Here is a 23,472-nt window from a genome sequence, read left to right as displayed (position 1 = left end):
AGGAGGGTAAACATTGGCTTTAATAGATGCTTCAAACATGGAACTTACTGAAAAGGTCGTTGCAATTAACAGAGTATCAAAGACTGTTAAGGGCGGCCGTATAATGAAGTTCTCAGTCCTCGTAGTAGTAGGCGACGGAAACGGAGTAGTAGGTTTCGGAATCGGTAAATCAGGAGAAGTTCCTGACGCAATCAGAAAGGCAATCCAGGACGCCAAGAAGAACCTTATCAGAATTTCACTTAAGGGAACAACGATCCCACACGAAATTATCGGTAAGTTCGGTGCAGGCGAGGTTCTTCTCAAGCCTGCAGCACCAGGTACTGGAGTTATCGCAGGCGGCACAGTAAGAGCCGTTGTAGAAGCTGCTGGAATTAAGGATATCAGAGCTAAGCAGCTCCGTTCAAACAATCCTTACAACGCAGTAAGAGCTGCAATAAGCGGTCTTGCTAACATCAGAAGCGCTGAAACAGTAGCAGCTCTCAGAGGCAAGACAGTTAAAGAAATTACAGGCTAAGGAGGATAACAGTTATGGCAATAAACATCGAACTGATAAAGAGCCTTAACGGAAGAAGCGATAAGCAGGTCGCTACCGCTAATTCACTGGGTCTCAGAAAAATCGGGGATAAGACTTGTCAGCCTGACAATCCTCAGACAAAGGGAAAGGTAAAGGTTATCTCCCATCTTATTAAAGTAACTGAAGCATAAGGAGGTGCAATCTGAATGAAACTGCACGAATTATCACCTGTTGCAGGCTCCGTAAAGGAGAGCAAGCGCAAGGGCAGAGGTCACGGTTCTGGTAACGGAAAGACCGCAGGCAAGGGACACAAGGGTCAGAAGGCTCGTTCCGGCGGCGGAATAAGACCGGGCTTTGAAGGCGGACAGACAATGCTCGCAAGAAGAATCCCTAAGCGTGGATTCAACAATATTTTCGCAACAAAGTATGCTATCGTAAATGTATCTGATCTTGATAGATTTGTTGACGGCACAGTTGTTGATACTGAGCTTCTTAAAGCTTCAGGCATCATCAAGAAGGAACTTGACGGCGTCAAGATCCTCGGAAACGGCGAATTAACTAAAAACCTTACCGTTAAGGCTGCTAAGTTCTCAGTAGCTGCTAAGGAAAAGATTGAAAAGGCAGGCGGGAAGGTTGAGGTGATGTAATTGTGATAGAGACATTTCGTAATGCCTGGAGAGTTCCGGAATTAAGAAAAAAACTTCTATTTACTTTTTTCATCATCATCATCTACAGAGTCGGCGGTACAGTTCCTGTACCTTACCTTGACTCAGTCGCATTGTCAGCATGGTTTGAACAGAGTGCTTCGTCAGGTGACTTTTTCAGCTATCTGAACGTTCTGTCAGGAGGTAACTTTTCAAAAGCTACTCTCTTGGCGCTCTCCGTTTCACCTTATATCAATGCACAAATTATCATTCAGCTTCTGACCTACGCTCTCCCACCGCTGGAAAGACTCCAGAAGGAAGGTCCTGAGGGTAGAAAGAAACTTAACAAGATAACAAAATATGCGTCACTTGCTATTGCTATCTTCCAGGCGTGGGCTTATTACCTCACCATGAAGAAAGCGGGTGCTTGTGTTTACACAGAGGGCTTTAGCAAGATATTCGCTGAGATAGTTATTATCGCTTGCTTTACAGCAGGTGCGTCACTGACGATCTGGCTTGGTGACGAGATAAACGAGAAGGGTATCGGAAACGGTATCTCAATGCTCCTGTTCGCAGGTATCATTGCAAGAGGTCCTTCAGCAGTTATCGGTCTGTTCGATTACATGAAGACAGGCGAGGCTAAGAACATCATTCTCGTAATTGCTATCCTTGTTGTATTCATTCTGATGATAGGCTTTATCATCTTTATGAACGAGGCTGAAAGAAGAATACCGATACAGTACGCTAAGAGAGTAGTCGGCAGAAAACAGTACGGCGGTCAGAATACTTTTATTCCGATCAAGATCGCAATGAGCGGCGTTATGCCTATCATCTTTGCAATGGCTTTCATGTCACTGCCTTCAACACTCAAAATGTTCATTGAACCAAAGAGCGGAAGCTTCTACGATCACTTCCTTCACTGGTTCGAGTACACTCATCCGTTCTACGCTTGTCTGTACTTTGTGCTGATAATCGGCTTCAACTATTTCTATGTTTCAATGCAGTATAACCCACTTGAGATCGCAAACAACCTCAGACAGAACAACGGCGGTATCCCTGGTATCAGACCTGGTAGACCAACTTCCGATTATCTTAAGAAGGTTCTGTCAAAGATAACATTGGTAGGAGCTGTGTTCCTCGGAATAATCGCTATCTTCCCTATTATCTTCACTTCGATCACAAAGATGAATATTGCAATGGGCGGTACTTCGATCCTTATCGTTGTATCAGTTGCTCTTGAAACTGCAAGAACTATGGAATCTCAAATGATGATGCGTCATCATAAGGGCTTCCTTGAATAAACCATAGGCTTTACGTTTGAGATAAAAAGGAGTTAAAAATGAATATCATTCTTTTAGGTGCTCCCGGTGCGGGAAAAGGAACTCAGGCTGAGGTCATCTGCAAGGCTCTGAACATTCCTACTATTTCTACAGGCAATATGCTCAGAGCTGCTGTTAAGGCTGGCACTGAGTACGGTCTCAAGGCTAAGGCTGCTATGGACGCAGGCGACCTTGTATCAGACGATATCGTAATTGGTATCCTTAAGGACAGGATCGCTGAGCCTGACGCTCAGAACGGTTTCATTCTGGACGGTTTCCCAAGAACAGTTCCTCAGGCTGAGGCTCTTGACGCTATGGGCGTTAAGATAGACAAGGTCATAGAGATATATGTTCCTGACGAGACTATCCAGCAGAGACTTTCAGGCAGAAGAGTTTGCCTCGACTGTGGTGCTACTTACCACACAGCTTTCAAGCCTTCAAAGGTAGAGGGCGTGTGCGATGTTTGCGGAAAGCCGATCGTTATCCGTAAGGACGACGAACCTGCAACAGTTATCAGCAGACTTCAGACATATCACAAATCAACCGCTCCTCTTAAAGATTATTACGGTAAGCAGGGTAAGCTCGTTACTGTTGAGGGACAGGATAAGGTAGAGGACACTTCAAAGCTTGTTCTCGAAGCTGTTAAGGCATAGATCCGAGGCGTTTTTAATGATATGCGTTAAATCCAATAAAGAGATCGAAAAAATGCAGAAGGCGGGCGCAATAACCGCCGGAGCATTGATCGCTGCGGGCGAGGCTATCAGACCGGGTATGACTACCTACGAGCTTGATAAAGTCGTTCACAGATATATCACTTCTCATGGTGCAAAGCCAAGCTTCCTTGGCTACGGCGGATTTCCAGGCTCAGCCTGCATTTCCGTCAACGATGAGATAATCCATGGTATCCCCGGCCCACGCAAGCTTTGCGAGGGCGACATAGTTTCAGTAGACGTTGGTGCTTACATTGACGGCTATCACGGAGATTCCTGCAAGACCTTTGCTGTAGGCAAGATTTCCCCTGAGGCAGAGGCTCTGATGAAGTCCACCGAAGAAAGTCTGTATCTTGCAATAGATATGGTAAAGCCGGGCGTTAGACTTGGCGACTTGGGTGCGGCCATTCAGAAATACAATGAGGACAACGGCTACTCCGTTGTAAGACAGTTCGTTGGTCACGGTGTGGGCAAAAACCTGCACGAAGATCCAGAAGTTCCAAACTATGGCAAGGCTGGTCACGGAATCAGACTTGTGGCAGGTATGGTAATAGCCATAGAGCCTATGATAAACATGGGTACGGCTGATATCAAGACAATGCCTGACGGTTGGACTGTCAAGACAAAAGACGGAAAGTGGGCGGCTCATTTTGAGCATACAATCGCAGTTACTCCTGACGGGGCAGTTATCCTGACCAAAGTATGACGGAGAAAAGCGTTGTAGATATACCGATCGGTTCAGTGGTGCTTGCGAACGCAGGCCGTGATAAGGGCAGATATTTTGTTGCGGTAGCTGCCAGCGGCGGTTTTGTGTATATCGCAGACGGCAAGGAGCGTAAGCTCGAAAAGCCAAAGCGTAAAAACATAAAACACATTTCACCTGCGGGCGTCAACATCAGCACTGATGAGCTGACAAACAGGAAATTAAGACGGCTGATACAAGGTTTTGACCCAAACCGTGTTACAGCAGACCAAAACCTTTTAGATGGGGAGGTTTTTTAATGTCAAAGGAAGACGTTATCGAACTTGAGGGAACGGTAATTGAGGCTAAGCCAAATGCAACGTTTCTGGTAGAACTTTCAAACGGTCATAAAATCCTTGCTCATATTTCGGGTAAGCTGCGTATGAATTATATTCGTATCGTACCCGGAGATAAGGTAACGGTCGAAATGTCACCGTATGACTTGACAAAGGGAAGAATCACATGGAGAGCTAAGTAAGCTTTCCCGTAAGTTTAAGAATTTTTAATTCTTGTCGCTAAATTCAAAGGAGGTATTTCAATGAAAGTAAGACCTTCAGTTAAGCCTATCTGCGAGAAGTGCAAGGTAATCAAGAGAAAAGGCAAGGTTATGGTAATCTGCCAGAATCCTAAGCACAAACAACGTCAGGGCTAACAAACCAATAATGGAGGTGCAGCTAAATAATGGCTCGTATTGCTGGTATCGACCTGCCAAAGGATAAGAGAATTGAAATTGCTCTTACTTATATCTATGGTATAGGTCAGAAAACTGCTACTAAGATTCTTAATGAAACAGGCGTAAATCCTGACACAAGAGTTAAGGATATGTCTGAGGACGATGTAGCTAAATTGCGTGAATATATTGACCATAACATCACTGTTGAGGGCGACCTCAGAAGAAATGTTGCGCTCAATATCAAGAGATTGACAGAAATCGGTTGTTATCGTGGTCTTCGTCACAGAAGAGGTCTCCCAGTTAGAGGTCAGAGAACAAAGACCAACGCAAGAACTCGTAAGGGTCCTGTAAAGACAATCGCTAATAAGAAGAAGTAAGGAGGGTGTGAACAATGGCTCAGGCTAAGAAGAAGACTACTATTCGTCGTCGTCGTGAAAGAAAGAACATTGAACAGGGACAGGTTCATATCCAGTCTACTTTTAACAACACTATCGTAACTATTACAGATATGCAGGGCAATGCTATTTCTTGGGCATCTGCCGGCGGACTCGGCTTCAGAGGTTCTAAGAAGTCTACTCCATTCGCTGCTCAGACAGCTGCTGAAACTGCTGCAAGAGCTGCTAAGGAGCATGGCCTTAAGACAGTTGAAGTTTTTGTAAAGGGACCTGGTGCTGGCCGTGAGGCTGCAATCAGAGCTTTGCAGTCTGAGGATCTTGAAGTTAGACTTATCAAGGATGTAACTCCGATCCCTCACAATGGATGCCGTCCTCCAAAGAGAAGACGTGTATAGTTTATAAGACAATTTGAGTTTGTAGTTTACTCAAAGTCGGGTAAGCAATTCGGCTAAGACCCGATAACATTTAGAAAACGGAGGTATTTACCATGGCAGTAAATAGAGAACCAATACTCAAGAGATGTAAATCTCTCGGAATCAGCCCAGCAGTTATGGGTATCGCTAAGGAAACAAAGCGTGATCCTAACGCTAACAAGAGAAAGAAAGTTTCAGAATATGGTATGCAGCTTAAGGAAAAGCAGAAGCTCAAGTTCATCTACGGCGTTCTTGAGAAGCAGTTCCGTCACCTGTTCGAGCTTGCTGAGAAAATGGAGGGTCAGGCCGGTGCTAACCTCATTACTCTTCTCGAGTCAAGACTTGACAATGTTGTATACAGAATGGGTCTTTCAATGACAAGAAGAGAGGCTCGTCAGCTCGTTGTTCACGGTCATTATCTTGTTAACGGCAAGAGAGTTGACATTCCTTCTTACAGAATCAAGGAAGGCGATGTTATCTCACTTAAGGAAAACAGCAAGAAGAGCGAGAAGTTCAAGCAGATCATTGAGGCTAACGCTTCAAAGGCAGCTCCTACATGGCTTGATGTAAACAAGGACAACCAGACAGCTAAGGTTCTTCGTATGCCTGTTAAGGAAGACCTTGACTATGACATCGAGGAGCACCTCATCGTCGAGTTGTATTCTAAATAATGTATTGATAGTGGTTCTTACGGTATGCACTCTTCAAGAGTGCGTATCGGAGAAATACTTGATATGTTTTTGGAAGTGTATGTGTTATTGATCATATAAAACAATCGAGTTTGAAAACAGGAGGGTCTTAAATGCTTGAAAAAATAGAAAAGCCTGAAATCGAAACAGCCGAGCTAAAGAGCAACGGAACATACGGCAAGTTTATTCTCGAGCCTCTGGAGCGTGGCTATGGTATTACGCTCGGAAATAGTCTGAGACGTGTACTGCTCTCCTCTTTGCCAGGCGTCGCCGTTACATCGGTAAAGATCGACGGTGTACACCACGAACTATCAACAATTCCCGGAGTTAAGGAAGATGTTACTGAGATCATTCTTAACCTCAAGGGTTTAACTGCAAAGCTTTACGGCGAGGGTCCTAAGACTATCTACATTGAGGCCGAGGGCGAGTGCGTTGTCACTGCCGGCGACATCAAGACAGATTCTGAGGTGGACATTCTTGTTCCTGATATGCACATTGCAACTTTGGGACCGGGCGCAAAGCTTTATATGGAAATTGTCATCGACAGAGGTCGTGGATATGTTTCTGCGGAAAAGAACAAGGCGCTTATGCCTAACGCCCCTATTGGTGTTATTGCAGTAGACAGTATTTATACGCCTGTATTAAAGGTGAACTTCACGGTTGACAACACCCGTGTTGGACAGATCACCGATTTTGATAAGCTGACATTGGAGGTTTGGACCGACGGTACTATCTCCGCTAAGGAAGCTGTATCAATGGCAGCCAAACTCCTCAACGAGCATCTGAATCTCTTTGTTGATCTCTCAGAAGAGACTAACGTTGTAGAGATGATGGTTGAAAAGGATGAAAAGGGCAAGGAAAAGATCCTTGAGATGACCATTGAGGAACTTGACTTATCTGTGCGTTCATTTAACTGTCTGAAGCGTGCAGGAATTAACACGGTTAACGATTTGATTGAAAAGTCTGCTGAAGAAATGATGAAGGTAAGAAACCTTGGTAAGAAGTCATTCGACGAGGTCAAGGAAAAGCTTCATTCATTGGGTTACGACCTTAATTCAGAGGACGATAATTAAAGTAAGGAGTGAAAATCTATGCCAGGCACAAGAAAGCTGGGAAGAACTAGCGACCAGAGAAAAGCAATGCTCAGAGCTATGGTTACTTATCTTCTCGAAAACGGTAAGATTGAAACCACTGTAACAAGAGCTAAGGAAGTTGCTGCTATGACTGAGAAAATGATTACTCTCGGCAAGGCAGGCGACCTTCACTCAAAGCGTCAGGTACTTTCTTATGTAACTAAGGAAGACGTAGCTAAGAAGCTGTTTGACAACATTGCACCTTCATATGAGGGCAGAAACGGCGGCTATACAAAGATCATCAAGATCGGACCACGTCGTGGCGACGCTGCTGAAATGGCTATCATTCAGTTGGTTTAATAAATTTTGCATAGCATTCAAGGCTGTATCCGTAAGGGTACAGCCTTTTTTATGTGGTTATATTTGGGCATTGGTATCAAGATATGCGGGCGAACGTTGTTCGCCCCTACAAGTGTGGCTATGGTTTGTGGTTATTTTAGAAGTTCATTGCCAATGAGGTCAATGAACTTTTTGCCTGCTATGCCGTTTTGTGAATAGCTGTGGTTTTTGAGTATATTGTTCATGGCTTTCTGAGTACCTGCACCGAAAATATCGTTTTTATCAAGGTTGATATTGTGCATACCCTTTTTCTTTGCAAGCATAAGAAGATATTTCAGTGCAAGGACACCATTGCCTTTATCGCCTTTTTTGTAGCCTGTGGTATCGAGATCTATTGCGTTGGAAGGGTAAAGGTTAAGGCACTTTTTCTTCATTATGGCAGGGTAGTCTTTGTAGGCGTAGTTGCAATCGCAGCGGTCGGAAACACCATTTACAGTTCCTTTGCTTGTATACTGCCACATTCCATAGTTTGATATGGCAGGCTTTGCAACGTCAAAGTGTGCCACCCAAATGTCGTAGCGGCTTTTTACGGAGTCTGATACCTTGCGCTTGAAAAAGTTTGCGTAGCTGTAGACAGCCGCATAGTAGCCGTTGCTTTCGAGATAGTCGCAGAAAGCTTCTATAATTTTGTTTACGGCAGCGTTTGGAAGTTCGCTTTGGGAAGCGTCCTCGATATCAAAGGCGAGGGGATATTCAAACATTTTGCCTTTGACCGCTTCAAGAAAAGTTTTCGCTTCCGCAAGTGCATCGGCTTCTGTGAGGGCGTAGGAATACCAGTATGTGCCGATATTAAGACCAGCCTTTCTGGCGGCGGCATAGTTCTTCTCGAAATTTTCGTCTTTTTGACTGATGTACTTGCCGTAGCCTGCGTTTATCATCACAAAGCTGTAACCCTGTGACTTCACCTTTTCAAAATCAATTTTTCCCTGCCAATGGGAAACGTCTATGCCCTTAGCTTTTTCCATTGCCGTCACCTCCAGATTTTTTTGCCGTCTGTACGCCAAAGTAAAATGATATCACCACGGTGAAAACTGTGATGAACTGCTCTCCGCTGACTATCCCTTTCAGCGTGAGGATACAGAACACGCTTGTCATAAGCAGTGTGACAAGCGATTTTACGTCAATGAGCTTTGCGAGTTTTTCTTTCATGAATATCTCTCCCTTTCCATGTCTGTTATCTTTTGTTCCGCTGCCGCCATTCTTGAGATGAGTGCGTTATGCTCGGAAACTGTTTGTTCCAGCCTATCTATTCTATATATAATAAGCCGTTCGGTGGCTTCCTGTGATTTTTTGTTTTCTTTAGCTCCCGAACGAGCTATTATAAGCTGGCAGGCTATGCTGGCGGCCGCCGCTATGAACGCCGCTATTACTGCTTCCATGTTTATCACCTCCTACTTATCCCGAAAAAGAGGTGTTTTGTTGCATAAAAAATGCAACAATTGCATAATTGTTGCCAAATTAAAATATAAATCATTTGTTTGCACAGTTTTGGTGCGGCACTTTTGTGCATTGGTCACATACTTTCATGAACAGAAAAGATATTTGTTAAGACGTAAAAAACCACGGCTGAGTTTACATTCAGCCGTGGTTTTTGTTTTTAGTACGGTCTTATCTCTCAGGCAGAAGCATTGCAGCCGCAATATATGCGATAACTCCTGCACCGCCTGCACAGCCTATAAGCACTGCACAGATACGGACTATGTTCACGTCGATGTTGAAATACTCCGCTAGTCCTGCGCAAACGCCTGAAATTATTCTGCCTTCTCTTAATTTGTAAAGTGGCTTTGCCATTTCTATCACTCCTTATCTGAAATTAAGCGAAATTTCGCCGATACCGTTGTCAATGTCAAGTTTTATTTTGTAGAGAAGCTCGTTCTCTTCTGTTGTGCTATTTATATTCACTTTGCTGTCTGATTTTATCTTATAGTCGTTTTTGCAGCCGTCAATATCAAAATTTATTCTTCCTATGCCGCCGTCTATCTCAGCGTCGCCGAGAAGCTTTCCTGAAAAGTCTGTTTCGCCTACTCCGCAGTCAAAGTCGGAATCGTTAAAAGTGCAGTCTTTGAAAACTGTTTTTCCTACTCCAAGGTCAAAGTCGGCTTCATTTTTGCAGGTGACGTTAATGACCTCTGAGCTTCCTGCACCGAAATCTATGTCGAGGTTTTCACAGGTCAGATCTGAAAGCTTCATTTGTCCTGCACCTGCGTCTATCTTTACAGTGTCAAACGCTTTTTCAGGAAGCTCTATAGTCAGCGTAGGCTGACTTCCGTCAAAGGAGATATATCCGCCTTTAAGGTGCAAAAGGCTGTCGGCGGTCTTGACCTGAAGCTTGCTGTTTGATGACGAGAAATTTATCTTCTCCGGGAGATTTTCTCCTGTGACGTGGATATTTTCGTCACTGCTCTTTTTGATGTTGAGATCCCCTGCGGAGAAGTCGATCTCCATATTATCTATAGTGGCAACGTCAAAAGTTTCGTTGTAGGAATAACGCTTGCCAAGGCTTTTGGTGTTTGTGACCTTGATAAGCACCACGCCCACAATGAAAAGCACTATGCCGATAATAAATATCGTCAAAAAAAATGGGAAACGTCTGCGTTTTACGTCGCCTGTGTTATCATATTTTGCCATTATGCCACCGCCTTTGAGCTTACAAACCTATGGACAAAGTTTGTGAATTTGTTGAAAAGGCTTACACAGCCACGCCATATGCACCTTATAACAGGCATTACAATCATGCCTCCAAGTCCGATACAAATAAGTCCTGCACCGATAAGGGCAATGCCTGCGGGATAGACAGTGAAAAGCGTTACTATACCGCCTATTGTAAGGGAGAAGCCTGTTGCGAAAACTGCAATTATTATGCTTAAAAGTGCGCAAAGTATCGCCAGGGCTATTGCGGCAAAGGCACACATAAGGCTGAACCATATTGGGCTTGTGATGATGATAACAAGAAGCTTTGAGAGAGAATTGCCGTTATGTGGCACATTATTGTCAGTATCACGAGCCTGTGAGGGGTCAGCGGCGGCTTCCATTTGAAATACCGAGTCGCCCTGTGGGTGTATGCCACTGTCCTGCAAAATTTTGTTGGCAAGCTCTTCGGGCGAGCCGAGGTTTGCGGCAGTTTCAGCTTCGTGGGCTGCACCTGCATCAAGGAATATCTCCTCATAAAACCCCATTGCGTCATTTATTTCATCTTCGGCAAGTCCGCCGTCTTCAAGCAATCTGCGCAGTTGGGTAAGATACTCAAGTCTGTTCATGTGTTTTCTCCACCTTTTTCTAATAATATACGGTCTACCATATTCTTATGCTTCTTCCACTCTCTGCGGTATTCTTCAAGAGCTTTTTCTCCCTTTGGGGTAACGTGATAATAACGTCTGTTCCTGCCCATATATTCCTTGTCATAGGTTTCAAGCAGCTCGTTTTTTTGAAGCCGTTTCAGTACAGGATACAAGGTGGATTCTGAAACGTCCACCGCACTGCGTATGAACTGCGTTATCTCATATCCATAGGTATCCTCTCTGTCTACCACTGACAGTACCATGGAATCAAGCAGTCCTGCACTTATTGGAAAGCCCATTTACTCTCTCCTCTCTTTAGTAAGCTCGGTTATTATATAGATCTATAATACTATATCGTTGAATATATTATACGTCATATAATATTATTTGTCAAGGGGTAAAATCGAATTTTTTTTGTTATCATCACTTTATGCGAGTTAGTTTAGAATAATTGTTTGCTGAAAATTCCTAGACAGCCTTGAAGAAGCTTCTGCGCACAGGGATATTTCCCATATGCCTGCGAGAGTAAAGTGTGCAATGCTTGGCTGGCGGACGCTTTCTGAGGCGTTGAAAGATAAATAGGGTATAAAAATGCCGCTGAGAACTCTCTCAGCGGTCTTTTTCTATTCTGCTTTAGAAGTATTTTCTTTCTTCGTCTTGCTGTCAGCCTTTGAGCTATCATTCTTTTTGCTCTCAGCGGATTTTTCTTCCGTGTCCTTTATGGAACTTGCAAGGTGGGTGAAGTCGGGGAGCTTATCCCTTGTTAGAGTGAGATTGTTGTTATACGTCTTGATAAGCTCGGCGGCGGTGTTGTTTTCTTCAGCAAGCTTGCCGTCATCGGTCATAAGATAATTTCCGCCCCATTGACCTATGAACGCCCACATGGCTTTTTCGTCTGCAATGCTCTGTATGTCAGGGAAGCTTCCACATTCGCTCATTGCAATAGGCTTGTTCTTTGATATGCTTTGCAGGAAAAGCATTATGTTCACCTGTGCGTCCTTATTGCCGTCGTCATAAACATCGCAGGAAAGCACGTCGCAGTATTCGTCGCCCACATACCAATCGGCATTCTGTGCTGACCATACCCATATGAGATTGTTCAGCTTGTGGTATTTCGTCTGACGCTCGTACATAAGCTTCCAAAGCCATTTGTAGGCTTCCTTGTCATTGCCCCACCAGAAATCGCCGTTGCTGGCCTCGTGGAGCGGTCGCCAAAGCACTGCTATTCCCTCATCACGGAGGGTGGAGAGTTTCTCAGATACGGTGTCGATATCCTGAACGACAGCAACACATTCTTTGCTTACCTTGCCGTCCTTTTGAAGCTTTTTGATATCCTCAAGGCTGAGTTCTGCGATATTTTCCTTTGTAACTGCCTTTTTGATGTCAAAATCCGTCTGGTCGGCATAATATTCACGCTTGTCGTCAGGGGCAGCCCAGTGCCACATATAGCCCACTATGCCGTCCTTTGAAGCCCAATCCATGGCGATGTTCATCTCGGTGTCGGTGGTGATGCTGTCCTTTTCAGTGGCAAGCATAAGGTCGCCAAAACGTATTGCAGGGTATTTTCCTGTGGTTTTGTATATCATGTCTGTTTCAGCAGATGTGCCGATGGTGTCATGCTGACCCAAAAGCACCTGCTTGCCGTAGCTTTCGCAAAGATACTGATAAAGCGCTTTTGCGTTGTAGTCGGAGTCTTTGTTTGAAAGAGCAGGCTTTGATATAGTAAGGTCAAGTTTTGATATATCCTCGCTTGCGGTGAGGGTCAGGCAGTCAACGTCAAGTCCGCCGTCCACAGGGATAACGGATATTGCCGTCTTGCCTTTTTCTATGTAGATGTTCTTGAAAGTCACCTTTTCAAACTTGCCCGAGCCGCTGGCTGAGAAATCCTGAAGCTTTTTGCCGTTCACAGCTATGCCGTTCACGCACGGCACATCGGAAGCCACTGTTATGGTAAGGTTATAATACTGTGAGTCGGTAAGCTCGATCTCTCTTGACCAATCTTCCTCAGCGGAAATGTTCGTCACATAACCCTTGCCCTTGTAGCCCTTGCGGTCGCTTTTTACTTTCGCCTTGCCTGAAACTGAGCCTGTTTCGGCTTCAACGCTTTTTGAAAACTTCACATAAGGTATGGCGTTTGCCACTATCTTTGTTTCTTCATAGCTTTTTAAAGCCTGCTCGTCAGCCTTGCTGTCATCGTTTGTCTGTTTCTTTGTTGTGGTTACAACAGATGTTTTTTCGGGGGCGGTCATGCTCTCGTTTCTGCCTATCTGCACTCCGCAGCCTGACAGCGTGCAAATTGCTGCAACAGCCGCTGCCATTATCCGATAATGTCTCATTTCAATATCCTCTCAAATTTTGTCTTTTGCTCAGAATGTGAGCGTGTATGTTTTACCTGTTTCCGTGTCAAACTCTGCTGCGCCGTCTGTGTACAAGGTCTGTACCTCGCTGCTTGCAGTGTGTACCTTTACACTGTCACACACTATCCTGCACTTCTTTCCGCACCTTGAGTGAATGTGGCAGGCTGTTATCTTTGAGTCTTTCCACTCAAGGTCGATAACAAAGCCGCCTCTTGCACAAAGTCCTTTGAAGCTGCCCTCCGACCATTCTTTCGGCAGCGCAGGCAGGAGAATTATCTCGCCGTTCTCGCTTTGCAAAAGTGCCTCCGTGATACCGGCTGTGCCACCGAAGTTTCCGTCTATCTGGAAAGGCGGGTGCATATCGAACATATTCTCGCTTGTGGAATTTGAAAGAAGTGCTATAACATTTTCGTACACTTTTTCGCCGTCAAAAAGTCTTGCCCAGTGGTTTATTATCCATGCCCTTGACCAGCCTGTGTGTCCGCCACCGTGTGAAAGACGTCTTTCAAGGGTAGTCCTTGCGGCTTTGGCAAGCTCAGGGGTCTTTCGCATTGTTATGATGTCAGCAGGATAGAGTGCGAAAAGCTGTGAGATGTGCCTGTGACCAGGCTCTACCTCGTCATAGTCCTCTGCCCATTCCATTATCTGACCGTATTTGCCTATCTCAGGTGCAGGAAGTCTGTCTCTGGCTTCAAGGACTTTCTTTCTGAAACCTCCGTCAGTTTCAAGTATTTTTGAAGCTTCCGCAACGGCAGTGAAAAGCTCATAGATTATCTGGCTGTCCATAGACGGACCTATGCAGATAGAGCCTTTTGAGCCTGAAGCTGTGAGATAGGTATTCTCAGGGGAAACTGACGGGCAGGTAACAAGTCTGCCTTTTTTGTCCTCGATAAGGAAGTCGAGGAAAAATTCTGCCGCTTCTTTCAGGGTGTCATATTTCTCGCTGAGAAACTCTCTGTCCTGAACATAGAGATAATGCTCCCATATGTGCAGGCAGAGCCATGCCGCACCCATTGGCCATTGTGTTCCGGGTATCCACAAGTCCTGCGGTGCGGTGTCGCCCCATATGTCGGTGTTATGGTGACAGACAAAGCCACGGCAGCCATACATATTCCTTGCGGTCTTTCTGCCGTTTGGACGGAGCTTCTCGATATGGTCGATAAGAGGCATATGAAGCTCTGAGAGATTACAGTTCTCTGCACACCAATAGTTCATTTCGGTATTGATATTGATAGTGAATTTACAGCCCCAAGCAGGCCACATATCCTTGTTCCAAATGCCTTGGAGATTTGTAGGCAGGGTCTTTTCTCGGCTGGCTGCAATAAGAAGATATCTGCCGAAATTGTGATACATTTCAATAAGCTTGTTGTCGGGATCGCCCTCTTTCACAAGTGCAAGTCTTTCGTCTGTAGGCAGGGTGGAATTACCTGAGCTGTTGTCGCAAAGGGAGATATTCGCACGGTCATAGTATGACTTGTAGTCTGCGATATGGTCAGCTTTAAGCTGTGCATAGGTTTTTTCCTCGGCTCTTTCAACGTCAAAGACAGCCTGTCCCTTGTAATCTTCACAGCGGTAGCTTGTCTGTGCGCCAAGGAGGATAGTCACCTCGTCGCAGTCCTCACAGGTTATGAAGCTTCCATATGGGTAGACCTTTCCGCCCTTGTGGAGTACCTTTATATAAGCGGCAAAGTTTATGCCGTCCTCTGAGCCACATCCACCGTAAAAGAGGATATCGTTGTCATGAACGGGCGAGTTATCATCAAAATAATCATCTCTGCCGTCAATGCGTACACGGACGCTTATCGCTTTTTTCTCGGAAGCCGTTATGTGCATAACAAGCACCTGATCGGGCTGTGAGATAAACACTTCTCTTGTGTAGTCAACGCCGTTTATGGCATATTCTGTGGTGCAGACAGCGGTGTTAAGGTCAAGGCTTCTGCTCTTGAAGTCACATTCGCTCTCTTTATAATGTATAACGTTCATGTCGCCAAGTGGCATATAGTGCCTTTGATTTACAGGCGTGCCACAGAAAGCGCCATAGATTATTTTTTCAGCCTCGTTTATTTTCTCCTCAAAAAGCAGTTTTCTCACTTTTTCGAGATTAGGCAGTGCGGACTTATTATTTCTTTCACGGAAGCCGCCCGACCAGACGGAGTCCTCATTGAGCTGAATCCTCTCTTCAAGTGGCTGAGAGAACACCATTGCGCCTATCCTGCCGTTTCCAAGGGGCAGTGCTTTGTTCCAATCGTCTGCAGGGGTCTTATACCAAAGAAGTGCGGAAGTATCCATAGCTAATCCTTTCGTTATCTGTATATATCTGTATTTTAATATGGTTGTAGGTTACAATCCCTTATATTATAGCATATTTTGTTTGGGTTGACAAGGGGGGAGGGGGTGTGCTTGTGAGGCATTCGGAAAATGTTGACATGAAAGAGAGTTTGTGATACAATAAAGGTATATAACAAAAGGGGGAGAGCATATGGCTATAGATAAGGCAGATTGGCATTGGGACGATACTGAAAAGCTGTATAGGAAAACAAATAATGTTGAGGGCAAGCTCACGGAGGAACAGCAGGAAGAAATATGGCTGTTGGCGTCAAATCATATAGGATTATTTTTAAGGTGGCTTATTGACAGGGGTTTTAACGAGCTTATTGATGAAAGTGACGAGGAATCCTGTGTGCAGGTCCGTGAGGGCAAAATGAGCGGTGCGGAATATCTTATGCACATATTGGACGGTGCATTTTGTGAGAATGATATAAAACCCAATGTCCGTGACTTTGCGGTAAATTATTACGATAAGCAGTATTTTAATGATTATGGTAAGACTTGTCCTGCTAAAGATCTGTGTGTGCCGTGCTATAGCTTTATATCAGGTGACGATGACTACAACGCCTTGAGACCTCTTATAGACGAAGCATACGAAGAATATTGTCGTGAGAAATAACAAAACCAGTGTAAGCCCACAGCAGGCTTTCACTGGTTTTGTTTATCATTTATAAAAAGTTTAACAATATTTTATACGCTGTTTTTATGTGCGAATTTTTTCTGCAATGTTCTGAAAAGCGTCAAAAATCTCTTCTCCCGAACGTCCCAAGGCTCTTATGGCTATGCCACGTTCCGTGTGAGTGGCACAAAGCTGTGCGCTGTCAGGGTCGCCTGTGTAGTCGGCTTGGTAAATGCTTTCCAGCATTGTCTTGTCAGGGGTGTAGATATACATAAATCCCGTGTGGGTGAAGCTCTCGAAAAAGCCTTTTTGCCGTATGGGCAGTGCGGCGGGGTCGATAAGAGTGTTGTCGATAAAATCCGCCCTGCCGTCAATTGCTATCTCGGTGCGTGAGCGAAAGCGCTTCAAGCCAAACTCCTCCCCCATTGCAGTTCTGCCACAGCAGTATATCTCAGAGAAAATAAGCTCAGAGCTTTCTGTGATGTTCACCTTGCCCATAGAGATATGCTCACAGCCTGTGAAAGTCATAATAGGGTGGGGCATATAGCAAAGCCTTGCGTTTTTGCGCACAACAAGCTTTATGCTCTGTTTTGATACGCCGCCGTTTGTGTTGAAAAGCTTTTGATAGCCCTGATCTGTGAAAATGACCTTGCAGTTTTCCCCCACAAAAAGCTTTATCTCGTTTTTGTCACCTGCCAATACTCCTGCTGAGCCACACATTGAGATATATTTCGCCCAGCCTTTTTGGTCATAAAATGGTGAATACACCTTGAAAGGGGGAGCGAAATATAAGTCCTCAGTAACGTTTTTTTGTCCGTCAAAGGCTGTTGACAGGCTTAGTCTGCCGTTCATTTCAGATCCTCAAAAAGCACTGATTTTTTTATCCAGTCTATGACCTGAGAAACGCCCTCACGGCTCATGAGATTTGTGAAAAGAAACGGTCTGTCGCCCCTCATGCGCTTTGAGTCGGAAGCCATTACTTCAAGGGAAGCTCCAACAAGTGGCGCAAGGTCTGTCTTGTTGATAACAAGCAGGTCGGAACGTGTCACGCCAGGGCCGCCTTTTCTTGGTATCTTTTCACCCTGTGCAACGTCGATAACATAGATAGAAGCGTCTGCAAGGTCAGGGGAGAACGTGGCGGAAAGATTGTCGCCGCCGCTTTCAATGAAAACTATCTGCGTGTCAGGGTGCTTTTTCACCATTTCGTCAACGGCTTCCAGGTTCATTGAGCAGTCTTCTCTTATGGCAGTGTGAGGACAGCCGCCTGTTTCAACACCAACTATCCTGTCAGCAGGCAGGCATGAGTTTTTTGTAAGAAATTCTGCGTCCTCTTTGGTGTAGATATCGTTTGTTACAACGCATATGGAATATTCTTTTGACATTTCTCTTGTAAGGCGTTCGATAAGTGCGGTTTTTCCCGATCCCACAGGTCCGCCTACGCCTATTTTTACATAGCTCATTTTTGGTACTCCTTATTATATTATATAAATCATAGCTTATGACATATACTGTCTTGAATACAGCCGCTCGTGCTGCATTGCACGCAGGTCAAAGCCTGCGCCGCTTATGCCGATATCGTTTATATCAGTGAAAAGGGCTTCTTCTGAAGCGGAGGATATAAGCTCAAAGCTCTCTCCGAGAATTTTCTGCCCTGCAAGCTGACTAAGAGGTACAAGCTTCACGCAGTTTGTGACTATGGCGGAGCATATGGAATAGCCGTATACCGCAAGCCCCTCTGAAAGCCCGATGCCATTGTCACGCATATAAAGTCCATAGGCGATGCACTGATGACCTTTGCATATGCCTTGCTCAGTCAGGCTTTTATAAAGCCCTGTGAAGCTTTCCCGATCATTGTTGCATATTTTGAAAAAACGCCTTGTGACCTTTTCTGAGCCGCTTCGTATCTCAAATGGTGTTTTCACCGCAGAGTATATCTCATCAAGACGGCAAAGTTCCTTTTCGTCTGCATTGTATGCCGCTGCCGCCGCACCAAGCTCATTGTAGGGCAGCACTGAGATGTAAGAATGGAGATATTCTTCAAGCCCTTTTGGCGAAGTGATGATATCATGCTGAACGTAGGTTTCAAGCCCGTTTGAAAGCGTGAACGCACCCACTGGGAAAAGGCTGTCGCATATTTGCAGAATGTGCATAAGTCCTGCGGTATCGGTCATTTTTTATCAGCTCCGTTTAGTGTGAATGTTCGTGGTGATGATGTTCCCCATGCTCGTGGGAGTGGCTGTGTGAGTGTCCGTGAGCTTTGCAGACGATAAAATCGTCAAATCTGCCTATGATGTTCTCGCACTCAAAGCCGAGGTTTTTCAGGTGCTTTTCTGTAGGCTCGTCATGTGGGATAAGCACGTTGTCTTCAGATATTTTAAGTGACAAATGCCTGTTGCCTATCTCAAAGCAAAGCCTGCCCATTTCCTGCATAGTGTGAACGTTTATCTTGATAAGAGGACATCTTGTGAGCTTCACTGCTACGCAAAGCTTATCGTCAAGATAGATGATATCCCCGTCCTTTAGGTTTTCGTCAATGGCAATGCCTATGTCACGTCCTCCTGCGGTGGTTTTTCTTATGCGCTTTTTCTCGGCTTCAAACCAATCAAGCTCAACTGTGTCTACTTCTACAGAGGGGGTGCTTTCAGAAAGATTGCCTAATATTTTTTCTGCTATCATTTTTGTTTCCTCGCTTTAGAACATAAAGTAACGCTGTGCCAATGCAAGCTCGTCAAAAGGCTCGCAGGTAATAACTTCGCCGTCAACTGTGACAGTGTAGGTCTCAGGGTCTACTCTTATATCACCGCAGACGTTGTTGTATACCATATCAGCCTTTGAGATGTTTCGGCAGTTTTTCACAGGAAGCACCTGCCTTTTAAGACAAAGCTTCTCTTTTATGCCGTCCTCGTAGGCGTATTTTGATACGAACGTGATACAGGTGCTTGAAAGGGCAAGCCCGTGACCACCGAACATTTCTGTGTAACACACAGGCTGAGGGGTAGGGATAGAAGCGTTTGCGTCGCCCATTTTTGATGCGAAAATAAATCCGCCCTTTATTATCATGTCAGGCTTTGCACCGAAAAATGCAGGATTCCAAAGAACAAGGTCTGCCACCTTGCCAACTTCCACTGAGCCCACATATTCTGATACGCCGTGGGTTATAGCAGGGTTGATAGTGTATTTTGAAATGTAGCGTTTTATTCTGAAATTGTCGTTTCGCTCGCTGTCCTCGGGGAGTGCGCCACGCTGTTTCTTCATTTTGTCAGCGGTCTGCCATGTTCGTGTGATAACTTCGCCTACACGTCCCATTGCCTGAGAGTCGGAACTCATCATTGAGAATATTCCCATATCGTGCAAAACGTCCTCTGCGGCAATAGTTTCAGGACGTATCCTTGAATCCGCAAAAGCAATGTCCTCCGGTACGTTTTTGTCAAGGTGATGACACACCATGAGCATATCAAGATGTTCGTCAAGAGTGTTTGCGGTGTAAGGCATTGTAGGGTTCGTTGAGGAAGGGAGAACATTCGGGAACGCCGCCGCTCTGATAATGTCAGGAGCGTGTCCGCCGCCTGCACCCTCTGTGTGATAAGTGTGGATAGTCCTGCCCTTGAAAGCATTGACGGTATCTTCAACAAATCCGCCCTCGTTAAGAGTGTCGGTGTGGATAGCCGCCTGAACGTCATACATATCCGCAACAGTAAGTGCGTGGTCGATAACGTCAGGGGTAGAGCCCCAGTCCTCGTGTATCTTCAAGCCTATACAGCCTGCCTTTATCTGCTCCTCAAGAGTTGTGATGTCGCTTGAATTTCCCTTGCAAAGATAGCCGAAATTCATTGGCAGGTCTTCTGAGGCTTCCAACATTCTGTGGATATTGAACTCGCCAGGTGTACAGGTGGTGGCATTGGTGCCGTCGGCAGGACCTGTACCACCGCCTATCATGGTGGTGATTCCGCTGTAAAGGGCTGTTCTCACCTGAGTTGGAGAGATAAAATGAATGTGCGTGTCAAGTCCGCCAGCGGTGAGGATAAGTCCCTCGCCTGCGATAGCTTCCGTGGAAGCGCCTATTATCATGTTTTTGTCAACGCCATTCATGATGTCAGGGTTGCCTGCTTTGCCTATTCCTGCTATCCTGCCGTCCTTTATGCCAACGTCAGCCTTTATGATGCCTGTGCTGTCGATGATAAGAGCGTTTGTGATAACAGTGTCAAGGCACTCCTTGTCAGTGGCTTTGCAGGATTGCCCCATGCCGTCACGGAGAGATTTTCCTCCACCGAACTTTGCTTCATCGCCATGAACTGTCAAATCTTTTTCCACTTCTGCAATAAGAGAAGTGTCGCCTAAGCGCACCCTGTCGCCAACTGTCGGGCCATACATATCGCAGTAAGCTTTTCTCGATATTTCGATCATTTCCTACACCCCCTTGAAGCCAAGCTTTTTAGCCTTTTCAAAGGCTGCCTGCTTGATGTTTTCGTCGTCCATTTTTCCGTTTACAAGACCATTCAGACCATAGCCTATGCGGTCGCCGCCGATAGGTATAAGACGGACGGTCTTTTTCTCTCCCGGCTCAAATCTTACCGCTGTGCCTGCGGGAATATCAAGTCGCATACCATAAGCCGCCTTGCGGTCAAACTCCAAAGCCTTGTTTACCTCAAAAAAGTGGAAGTGGGAGCCTGTCTGGATAGGTCTGTCCCCTGTGTTTGAAACTGTAAGCTCAATGCTTTCTGTTCCCTCGTTGAGCTTGACAGTGCCTTCCTCAACGATAAATTCCCCTGGGTGAAGCTTGCTTGCACCCTTGATAGGGTTGTGTACTGTCACAAGCTTTGTGCCGTCGGGCATTGTGGATTCTATTTGTATTTCGCGTATCATTTCAGGAACGCCGTCCATAACGTCATCAGCAGTAAGAAGCTTTGTGCCGTATTGCATAAGTTCAGCGGCTGACGCTCCTGCTCTTGCTTTTTCCATTACTTCCATGCTTATGTATGCCACAGCTTCAGGGTAGTTTAGCTTTAATCCCTGTGCCTTTCGGTCACGGGCAAGCATGCCCGCATAATGGAGCATAAGCTTATCCTGCTCTCTTGGAACAAGTCGCATTATTATTCCTCCTATTTATATAGTATAGTGTATCTACTGCTTTTTCTCTGTAAGGGCTTTTCTTACTACTCCCTCAGGGTCGCTTATGAGCATAGTGCCGAGCCATACGACGGTGCCGAGTGCAACAACGCAGATTCCTAAAAAGCTGTCGTTTATCATGTCTGCGGTGGCAGGGGTGAAATATCCTGCGCCCTGCTCTTTGTATTCAAAAAGTGCGTCCACGAGCCACATTATAGATGCGCCCCAGTACATATAGCACATCAGCCCCACTTTAAGCTTTCTGGCTTTTGGTGATGTGTACCATACTATGGTAATGATAACGGCTGCTATGAGTGTGATAAGAAGCGTCATACGGCGTCACCGCCCAGCTTTGCAGTCTCTTTTGGCTTACGTTTCAGTATCTTGTCAGACACCACAGTCATCACAGCCCATACCGCTGTCACAAGAACAGCCATTGATGTTCCGACAGTCGCCATTTCGTGGAATGCTACTGCCATTTCCGAAGGGTCGTTAGCCGCTGTCAGGAATGGGAAGAACGGAGATATCTCGCCATGCCACAGATGCTCAAATGCCAAAAGTCCTGAGCCGCCCCACAGAAAGCCTGAGAGCCTTGTTATCTTTTTAGAAAGAGGAAGCTTGTCCTCCGAAAGAGCTTTGACCTTTGTCTGCTCCTCTGCCTTTGCCTCGTGAGACTTTACTGCCTTTGCCACAATAGTTGTAACGATCGCTTCTGTTGCTGGTACTAAAAAACAAGCCATAATAAAACTTCCTTTCAAAATTGTTTTCTGAGTTTAACATAGTGATAATAAAAAAACAACGCCCTTATAAACCGACAGGCATTGCCGTATCGGTTATAAGAGCGTCATTGCTTTGATTATCAGTATAGCACAGAGCTTTTTATTTGGCAATAGTGTTAATGAAAAATTCTTATTTTATTCAGCTTTGAATAAAAAATAGATATGAACAAAATGAAAGTCTGACACCTGAATGTTGCATTATTGTCATTTGTAGATTTGTACAAAGAAACTATTCAAAAATGAATAGTTGTGACTTTGATATGGACGAAATGGCGTAAATGCGCTATATGAGTGATAACAAAACTTATTCCAAAGTGAATAATTTTCAGAAAAATTGAAAATTAGCTCTTGACAACTTGCAGGAATGGTGATATAATTCTGCACATAGAGCAATTCAGAAATGACTTGAACGGTCATGCGGATATGTTTCTCAGTGATTTTGAAAGGAAAGTGACCTCAAATGATCAACAACAATTGTCAGCCACCGAGTGCCTCAGGCTCTCCTCGTTTTTGTAATATGGGTAATTTCATGAGGCTTCCTCACGCGACCTCAGCAGAGGGATTGGATTTCGCTATCGTTGGTATACCGTTCGATACCGCCGCTTCTTTCAGAGCAGGCGCAAGATTTGGTCCTAACGGTGTAAGAAACATCTCGGCAATGATAAAGCCTAACAATGTTGCAATGGGCGTCAACATTATGGATTCACTCAAGGGCGCAGACCTTGGCGACGTTCCTGTAATTCCTGACTATATCCATGAAACATATGCGGCTATCGAGCAGACCTTGGACGGTGTTCTTGAATGCGGTGCAGTTCCAATAAGCATTGGCGGCGACCACGCTATCACCCTTGGCGAACTCAGAGCTATCGCAAAGAAGCATGGAAAGGTAAGCCTTGTGCATTTCGATTCACACCTTGACCTGTGCGATACGGTTTTCGGTCAGAAATACAATCACGGCACACCATTCAGAAGAGCAATGGAGGAAGGTCTTATTGATCCTGAGAAGTCGGTTCAGATCGGCATGAGAGGTTCTCTTTACGATCCTGACGATTTCAAGATCGCCGCAGACCTTGGCTTCACGGTTATCCCAGGTGACAAGCTCCACACATATTCTCCTGAAGATCTTCTCAAGGTCATCAAGGAAAAGGTTGGCGACAATAAGGTGTTCCTTACATTCGATATCGACTTTGTTGACCCGGCTTATGCACCAGGTACAGGTACTCCTGAAGTGGGCGGATTTACTTCCTTTGAAACACTTCAATATATAAGAGCACTGAAAGATTTGAACTTCACAGGCTTTGATGTAGTAGAAGTTGCTCCTCCATATGACCACTCAGAGATAACAGCTTATATGGGCGCAAATATCATTTTTGAGTTCATGTCTATCCTTGCTTATCAGAAGAAGATCGGCAAGAGAAAATAAAGATAGAAAAA

33 protein-coding genes are annotated in these 23,472 nt (G+C 45.1%); 16 read left to right on the top strand and 17 right to left on the bottom strand.

Annotated features, from left to right (window positions below; all coding sequences use genetic code 11):
* The first annotated feature begins 13 nt into the window (after positions 1–13).
* The 14 genes from rpsE to rplQ all read left to right on the top strand — a co-directional run bounded on the left by rpsE (position 14) and on the right by rplQ (position 7,532).
* Positions 14–514, top strand: a complete 501-nt coding sequence (gene rpsE / locus RBI_RS09790) for a 30S ribosomal protein S5 (RefSeq protein WP_038672637.1) — start codon at positions 14–16, stop codon at positions 512–514.
* A 14-nt stretch (positions 515–528) separates the two neighbouring features.
* The gene (gene rpmD / locus RBI_RS09785; RefSeq protein ID WP_022286980.1) at positions 529–705 is read left to right on the top strand and encodes a 50S ribosomal protein L30; all 177 of its coding nucleotides are present in this window, start codon (positions 529–531) and stop codon (positions 703–705) included.
* Positions 706–720: 15 nt separating this feature from the next.
* On the top strand, positions 721–1,161 hold the full coding sequence (gene rplO / locus RBI_RS09780; protein WP_038672635.1) for a 50S ribosomal protein L15: 441 nt from the start codon (positions 721–723) through the stop codon (positions 1,159–1,161).
* Between the two features lie 2 nt (positions 1,162–1,163).
* The gene (secY, locus tag RBI_RS09775) at positions 1,164–2,459 is read left to right on the top strand and encodes a preprotein translocase subunit SecY (RefSeq protein WP_038672632.1); all 1,296 of its coding nucleotides are present in this window, start codon (positions 1,164–1,166) and stop codon (positions 2,457–2,459) included.
* 38 nt (positions 2,460–2,497) lie between these two features.
* Entirely contained in the window at positions 2,498–3,130 is a 633-nt protein-coding gene (locus tag RBI_RS09770) for an adenylate kinase (RefSeq protein ID WP_022286977.1), read from the top strand.
* Positions 3,131–3,146: 16 nt separating this feature from the next.
* Positions 3,147–3,893 (top strand): type I methionyl aminopeptidase, encoded by a 747-nt coding sequence (gene map, locus RBI_RS09765; protein WP_022286976.1) that lies wholly within the window; start codon positions 3,147–3,149, stop codon positions 3,891–3,893.
* Entirely contained in the window at positions 3,890–4,189 is a 300-nt protein-coding gene (locus tag RBI_RS09760) for a KOW domain-containing RNA-binding protein (RefSeq protein ID WP_022286975.1), read from the top strand. Before map ends, RBI_RS09760 begins: the two co-directional genes overlap by 4 nt.
* Positions 4,189–4,407: a translation initiation factor IF-1 gene (gene infA / locus RBI_RS09755; RefSeq protein ID WP_022286974.1), complete on the top strand. Its 219-nt coding sequence runs from the start codon at positions 4,189–4,191 to the stop codon at positions 4,405–4,407. Before RBI_RS09760 ends, infA begins: the two co-directional genes overlap by 1 nt.
* 60 nt (positions 4,408–4,467) lie before the next feature.
* Positions 4,468–4,581 carry a 50S ribosomal protein L36 gene (rpmJ, locus tag RBI_RS09750; RefSeq protein WP_022286973.1) on the top strand — a complete coding sequence of 38 codons (114 nt, stop codon included), beginning with the start codon at positions 4,468–4,470 and terminating at the stop codon, positions 4,579–4,581.
* A 29-nt stretch (positions 4,582–4,610) separates the two neighbouring features.
* Entirely contained in the window at positions 4,611–4,979 is a 369-nt protein-coding gene (rpsM, locus tag RBI_RS09745) for a 30S ribosomal protein S13 (RefSeq protein ID WP_022286972.1), read from the top strand.
* 14 nt (positions 4,980–4,993) lie between these two features.
* Positions 4,994–5,392 carry a 30S ribosomal protein S11 gene (gene rpsK / locus RBI_RS09740; protein ID WP_022286971.1) on the top strand — a complete coding sequence of 133 codons (399 nt, stop codon included), beginning with the start codon at positions 4,994–4,996 and terminating at the stop codon, positions 5,390–5,392.
* Between the two features lie 92 nt (positions 5,393–5,484).
* Entirely contained in the window at positions 5,485–6,081 is a 597-nt protein-coding gene (gene rpsD / locus RBI_RS09735) for a 30S ribosomal protein S4 (RefSeq protein WP_022286970.1), read from the top strand.
* A 131-nt stretch (positions 6,082–6,212) separates the two neighbouring features.
* Positions 6,213–7,172: a DNA-directed RNA polymerase subunit alpha gene (locus tag RBI_RS09730; protein ID WP_022286969.1), complete on the top strand. Its 960-nt coding sequence runs from the start codon at positions 6,213–6,215 to the stop codon at positions 7,170–7,172.
* Positions 7,173–7,190: 18 nt separating this feature from the next.
* Positions 7,191–7,532 carry a 50S ribosomal protein L17 gene (rplQ, locus tag RBI_RS09725; RefSeq protein ID WP_022286968.1) on the top strand — a complete coding sequence of 114 codons (342 nt, stop codon included), beginning with the start codon at positions 7,191–7,193 and terminating at the stop codon, positions 7,530–7,532.
* 131 nt (positions 7,533–7,663) lie between these two features.
* Here rplQ and RBI_RS09720 read toward each other — a convergent pair whose 3' ends face one another.
* The 9 genes from RBI_RS09720 to RBI_RS09680 form a co-directional block, all read right to left on the bottom strand.
* A complete protein-coding gene (locus RBI_RS09720) occupies positions 7,664–8,536 on the bottom strand; it encodes a glycoside hydrolase family 25 protein (RefSeq protein WP_038672629.1) in 873 nt (290 codons plus the stop codon).
* A complete protein-coding gene (locus tag RBI_RS09715) occupies positions 8,523–8,720 on the bottom strand; it encodes a hypothetical protein (protein WP_038672628.1) in 198 nt (65 codons plus the stop codon). Before RBI_RS09715 ends, RBI_RS09720 begins: the two co-directional genes overlap by 14 nt.
* Positions 8,717–8,950: a hypothetical protein gene (locus RBI_RS09710; protein ID WP_038672626.1), complete on the bottom strand. Its 234-nt coding sequence runs from the start codon at positions 8,948–8,950 to the stop codon at positions 8,717–8,719. The genes RBI_RS09715 and RBI_RS09710 overlap by 4 nt, the downstream gene beginning before the upstream one ends.
* Before the next feature lie 229 nt (positions 8,951–9,179).
* The gene (locus RBI_RS09705) at positions 9,180–9,362 is read right to left on the bottom strand and encodes a PspC domain-containing protein (RefSeq protein WP_038672624.1); all 183 of its coding nucleotides are present in this window, start codon (positions 9,360–9,362) and stop codon (positions 9,180–9,182) included.
* A 12-nt stretch (positions 9,363–9,374) separates the two neighbouring features.
* The gene (locus RBI_RS09700) at positions 9,375–10,199 is read right to left on the bottom strand and encodes a DUF4097 family beta strand repeat-containing protein (protein WP_038672622.1); all 825 of its coding nucleotides are present in this window, start codon (positions 10,197–10,199) and stop codon (positions 9,375–9,377) included.
* Complete coding sequence (locus tag RBI_RS09695) at positions 10,199–10,828, bottom strand: DUF1700 domain-containing protein (RefSeq protein ID WP_038672620.1); 630 nt, start codon at positions 10,826–10,828, stop codon at positions 10,199–10,201. The genes RBI_RS09700 and RBI_RS09695 overlap by 1 nt, the downstream gene beginning before the upstream one ends.
* Positions 10,825–11,148 (bottom strand): PadR family transcriptional regulator, encoded by a 324-nt coding sequence (locus RBI_RS09690; RefSeq protein WP_002851767.1) that lies wholly within the window; start codon positions 11,146–11,148, stop codon positions 10,825–10,827. The genes RBI_RS09695 and RBI_RS09690 overlap by 4 nt, the downstream gene beginning before the upstream one ends.
* Before the next feature lie 324 nt (positions 11,149–11,472).
* A complete protein-coding gene (locus RBI_RS09685) occupies positions 11,473–13,185 on the bottom strand; it encodes a glycosyl hydrolase (RefSeq protein ID WP_038672618.1) in 1,713 nt (570 codons plus the stop codon).
* A 30-nt stretch (positions 13,186–13,215) separates the two neighbouring features.
* On the bottom strand, positions 13,216–15,495 hold the full coding sequence (locus RBI_RS09680; protein ID WP_022286958.1) for a glycoside hydrolase family 95 protein: 2,280 nt from the start codon (positions 15,493–15,495) through the stop codon (positions 13,216–13,218).
* Between the two features lie 190 nt (positions 15,496–15,685).
* Between RBI_RS09680 and RBI_RS09675 the strand changes: the two genes are divergently transcribed.
* The gene (locus RBI_RS09675; protein ID WP_038672616.1) at positions 15,686–16,153 is read left to right on the top strand and encodes a DUF7832 domain-containing protein; all 468 of its coding nucleotides are present in this window, start codon (positions 15,686–15,688) and stop codon (positions 16,151–16,153) included.
* 84 nt (positions 16,154–16,237) lie between these two features.
* Here RBI_RS09675 and RBI_RS09670 read toward each other — a convergent pair whose 3' ends face one another.
* The 8 genes from RBI_RS09670 to RBI_RS09635 are packed head-to-tail and all read right to left on the bottom strand — an operon-like array spanning position 16,238 to position 21,999.
* Complete coding sequence (locus tag RBI_RS09670) at positions 16,238–17,005, bottom strand: urease accessory protein UreD (protein WP_038672614.1); 768 nt, start codon at positions 17,003–17,005, stop codon at positions 16,238–16,240.
* Positions 17,002–17,613, bottom strand: coding sequence for an urease accessory protein UreG (gene ureG, locus RBI_RS09665; RefSeq protein ID WP_002851818.1), 612 nt, complete (start codon positions 17,611–17,613; stop codon positions 17,002–17,004). The genes RBI_RS09670 and ureG overlap by 4 nt, the downstream gene beginning before the upstream one ends.
* Positions 17,614–17,649: 36 nt before the next feature.
* Positions 17,650–18,324 (bottom strand): urease accessory protein UreF, encoded by a 675-nt coding sequence (locus RBI_RS09660; RefSeq protein WP_038672612.1) that lies wholly within the window; start codon positions 18,322–18,324, stop codon positions 17,650–17,652.
* A gap of 16 nt (positions 18,325–18,340) precedes the next feature.
* On the bottom strand, positions 18,341–18,829 hold the full coding sequence (locus tag RBI_RS09655) for an urease accessory protein UreE (protein ID WP_051706758.1): 489 nt from the start codon (positions 18,827–18,829) through the stop codon (positions 18,341–18,343).
* A gap of 15 nt (positions 18,830–18,844) precedes the next feature.
* Positions 18,845–20,557 carry an urease subunit alpha gene (ureC, locus tag RBI_RS09650; RefSeq protein ID WP_038672610.1) on the bottom strand — a complete coding sequence of 571 codons (1,713 nt, stop codon included), beginning with the start codon at positions 20,555–20,557 and terminating at the stop codon, positions 18,845–18,847.
* 3 nt (positions 20,558–20,560) lie between these two features.
* A complete protein-coding gene (gene ureA / locus RBI_RS09645) occupies positions 20,561–21,241 on the bottom strand; it encodes an urease subunit gamma (RefSeq protein ID WP_038672608.1) in 681 nt (226 codons plus the stop codon).
* 33 nt (positions 21,242–21,274) lie between these two features.
* Positions 21,275–21,592: a hypothetical protein gene (locus RBI_RS09640; RefSeq protein WP_038672606.1), complete on the bottom strand. Its 318-nt coding sequence runs from the start codon at positions 21,590–21,592 to the stop codon at positions 21,275–21,277.
* Positions 21,589–21,999: a hypothetical protein gene (locus RBI_RS09635; protein WP_038672604.1), complete on the bottom strand. Its 411-nt coding sequence runs from the start codon at positions 21,997–21,999 to the stop codon at positions 21,589–21,591. The genes RBI_RS09640 and RBI_RS09635 overlap by 4 nt, the downstream gene beginning before the upstream one ends.
* Positions 22,000–22,498: 499 nt before the next feature.
* On the opposite strand from RBI_RS09635, the gene speB reads away from it, so the two are divergent.
* Positions 22,499–23,461: an agmatinase gene (speB, locus tag RBI_RS09630; RefSeq protein ID WP_022286952.1), complete on the top strand. Its 963-nt coding sequence runs from the start codon at positions 22,499–22,501 to the stop codon at positions 23,459–23,461.
* Positions 23,462–23,472 lie beyond the last annotated feature (11 nt).

This window comes from Ruminococcus bicirculans (ex Wegman et al. 2014) (assembly GCF_000723465.1).
GTDB classification, from domain to species: Bacteria; Bacillota; Clostridia; order Oscillospirales; family Ruminococcaceae; genus Hominimerdicola; species Hominimerdicola aceti.
This window is presented reverse-complemented; position numbering and strand designations above follow the sequence as displayed.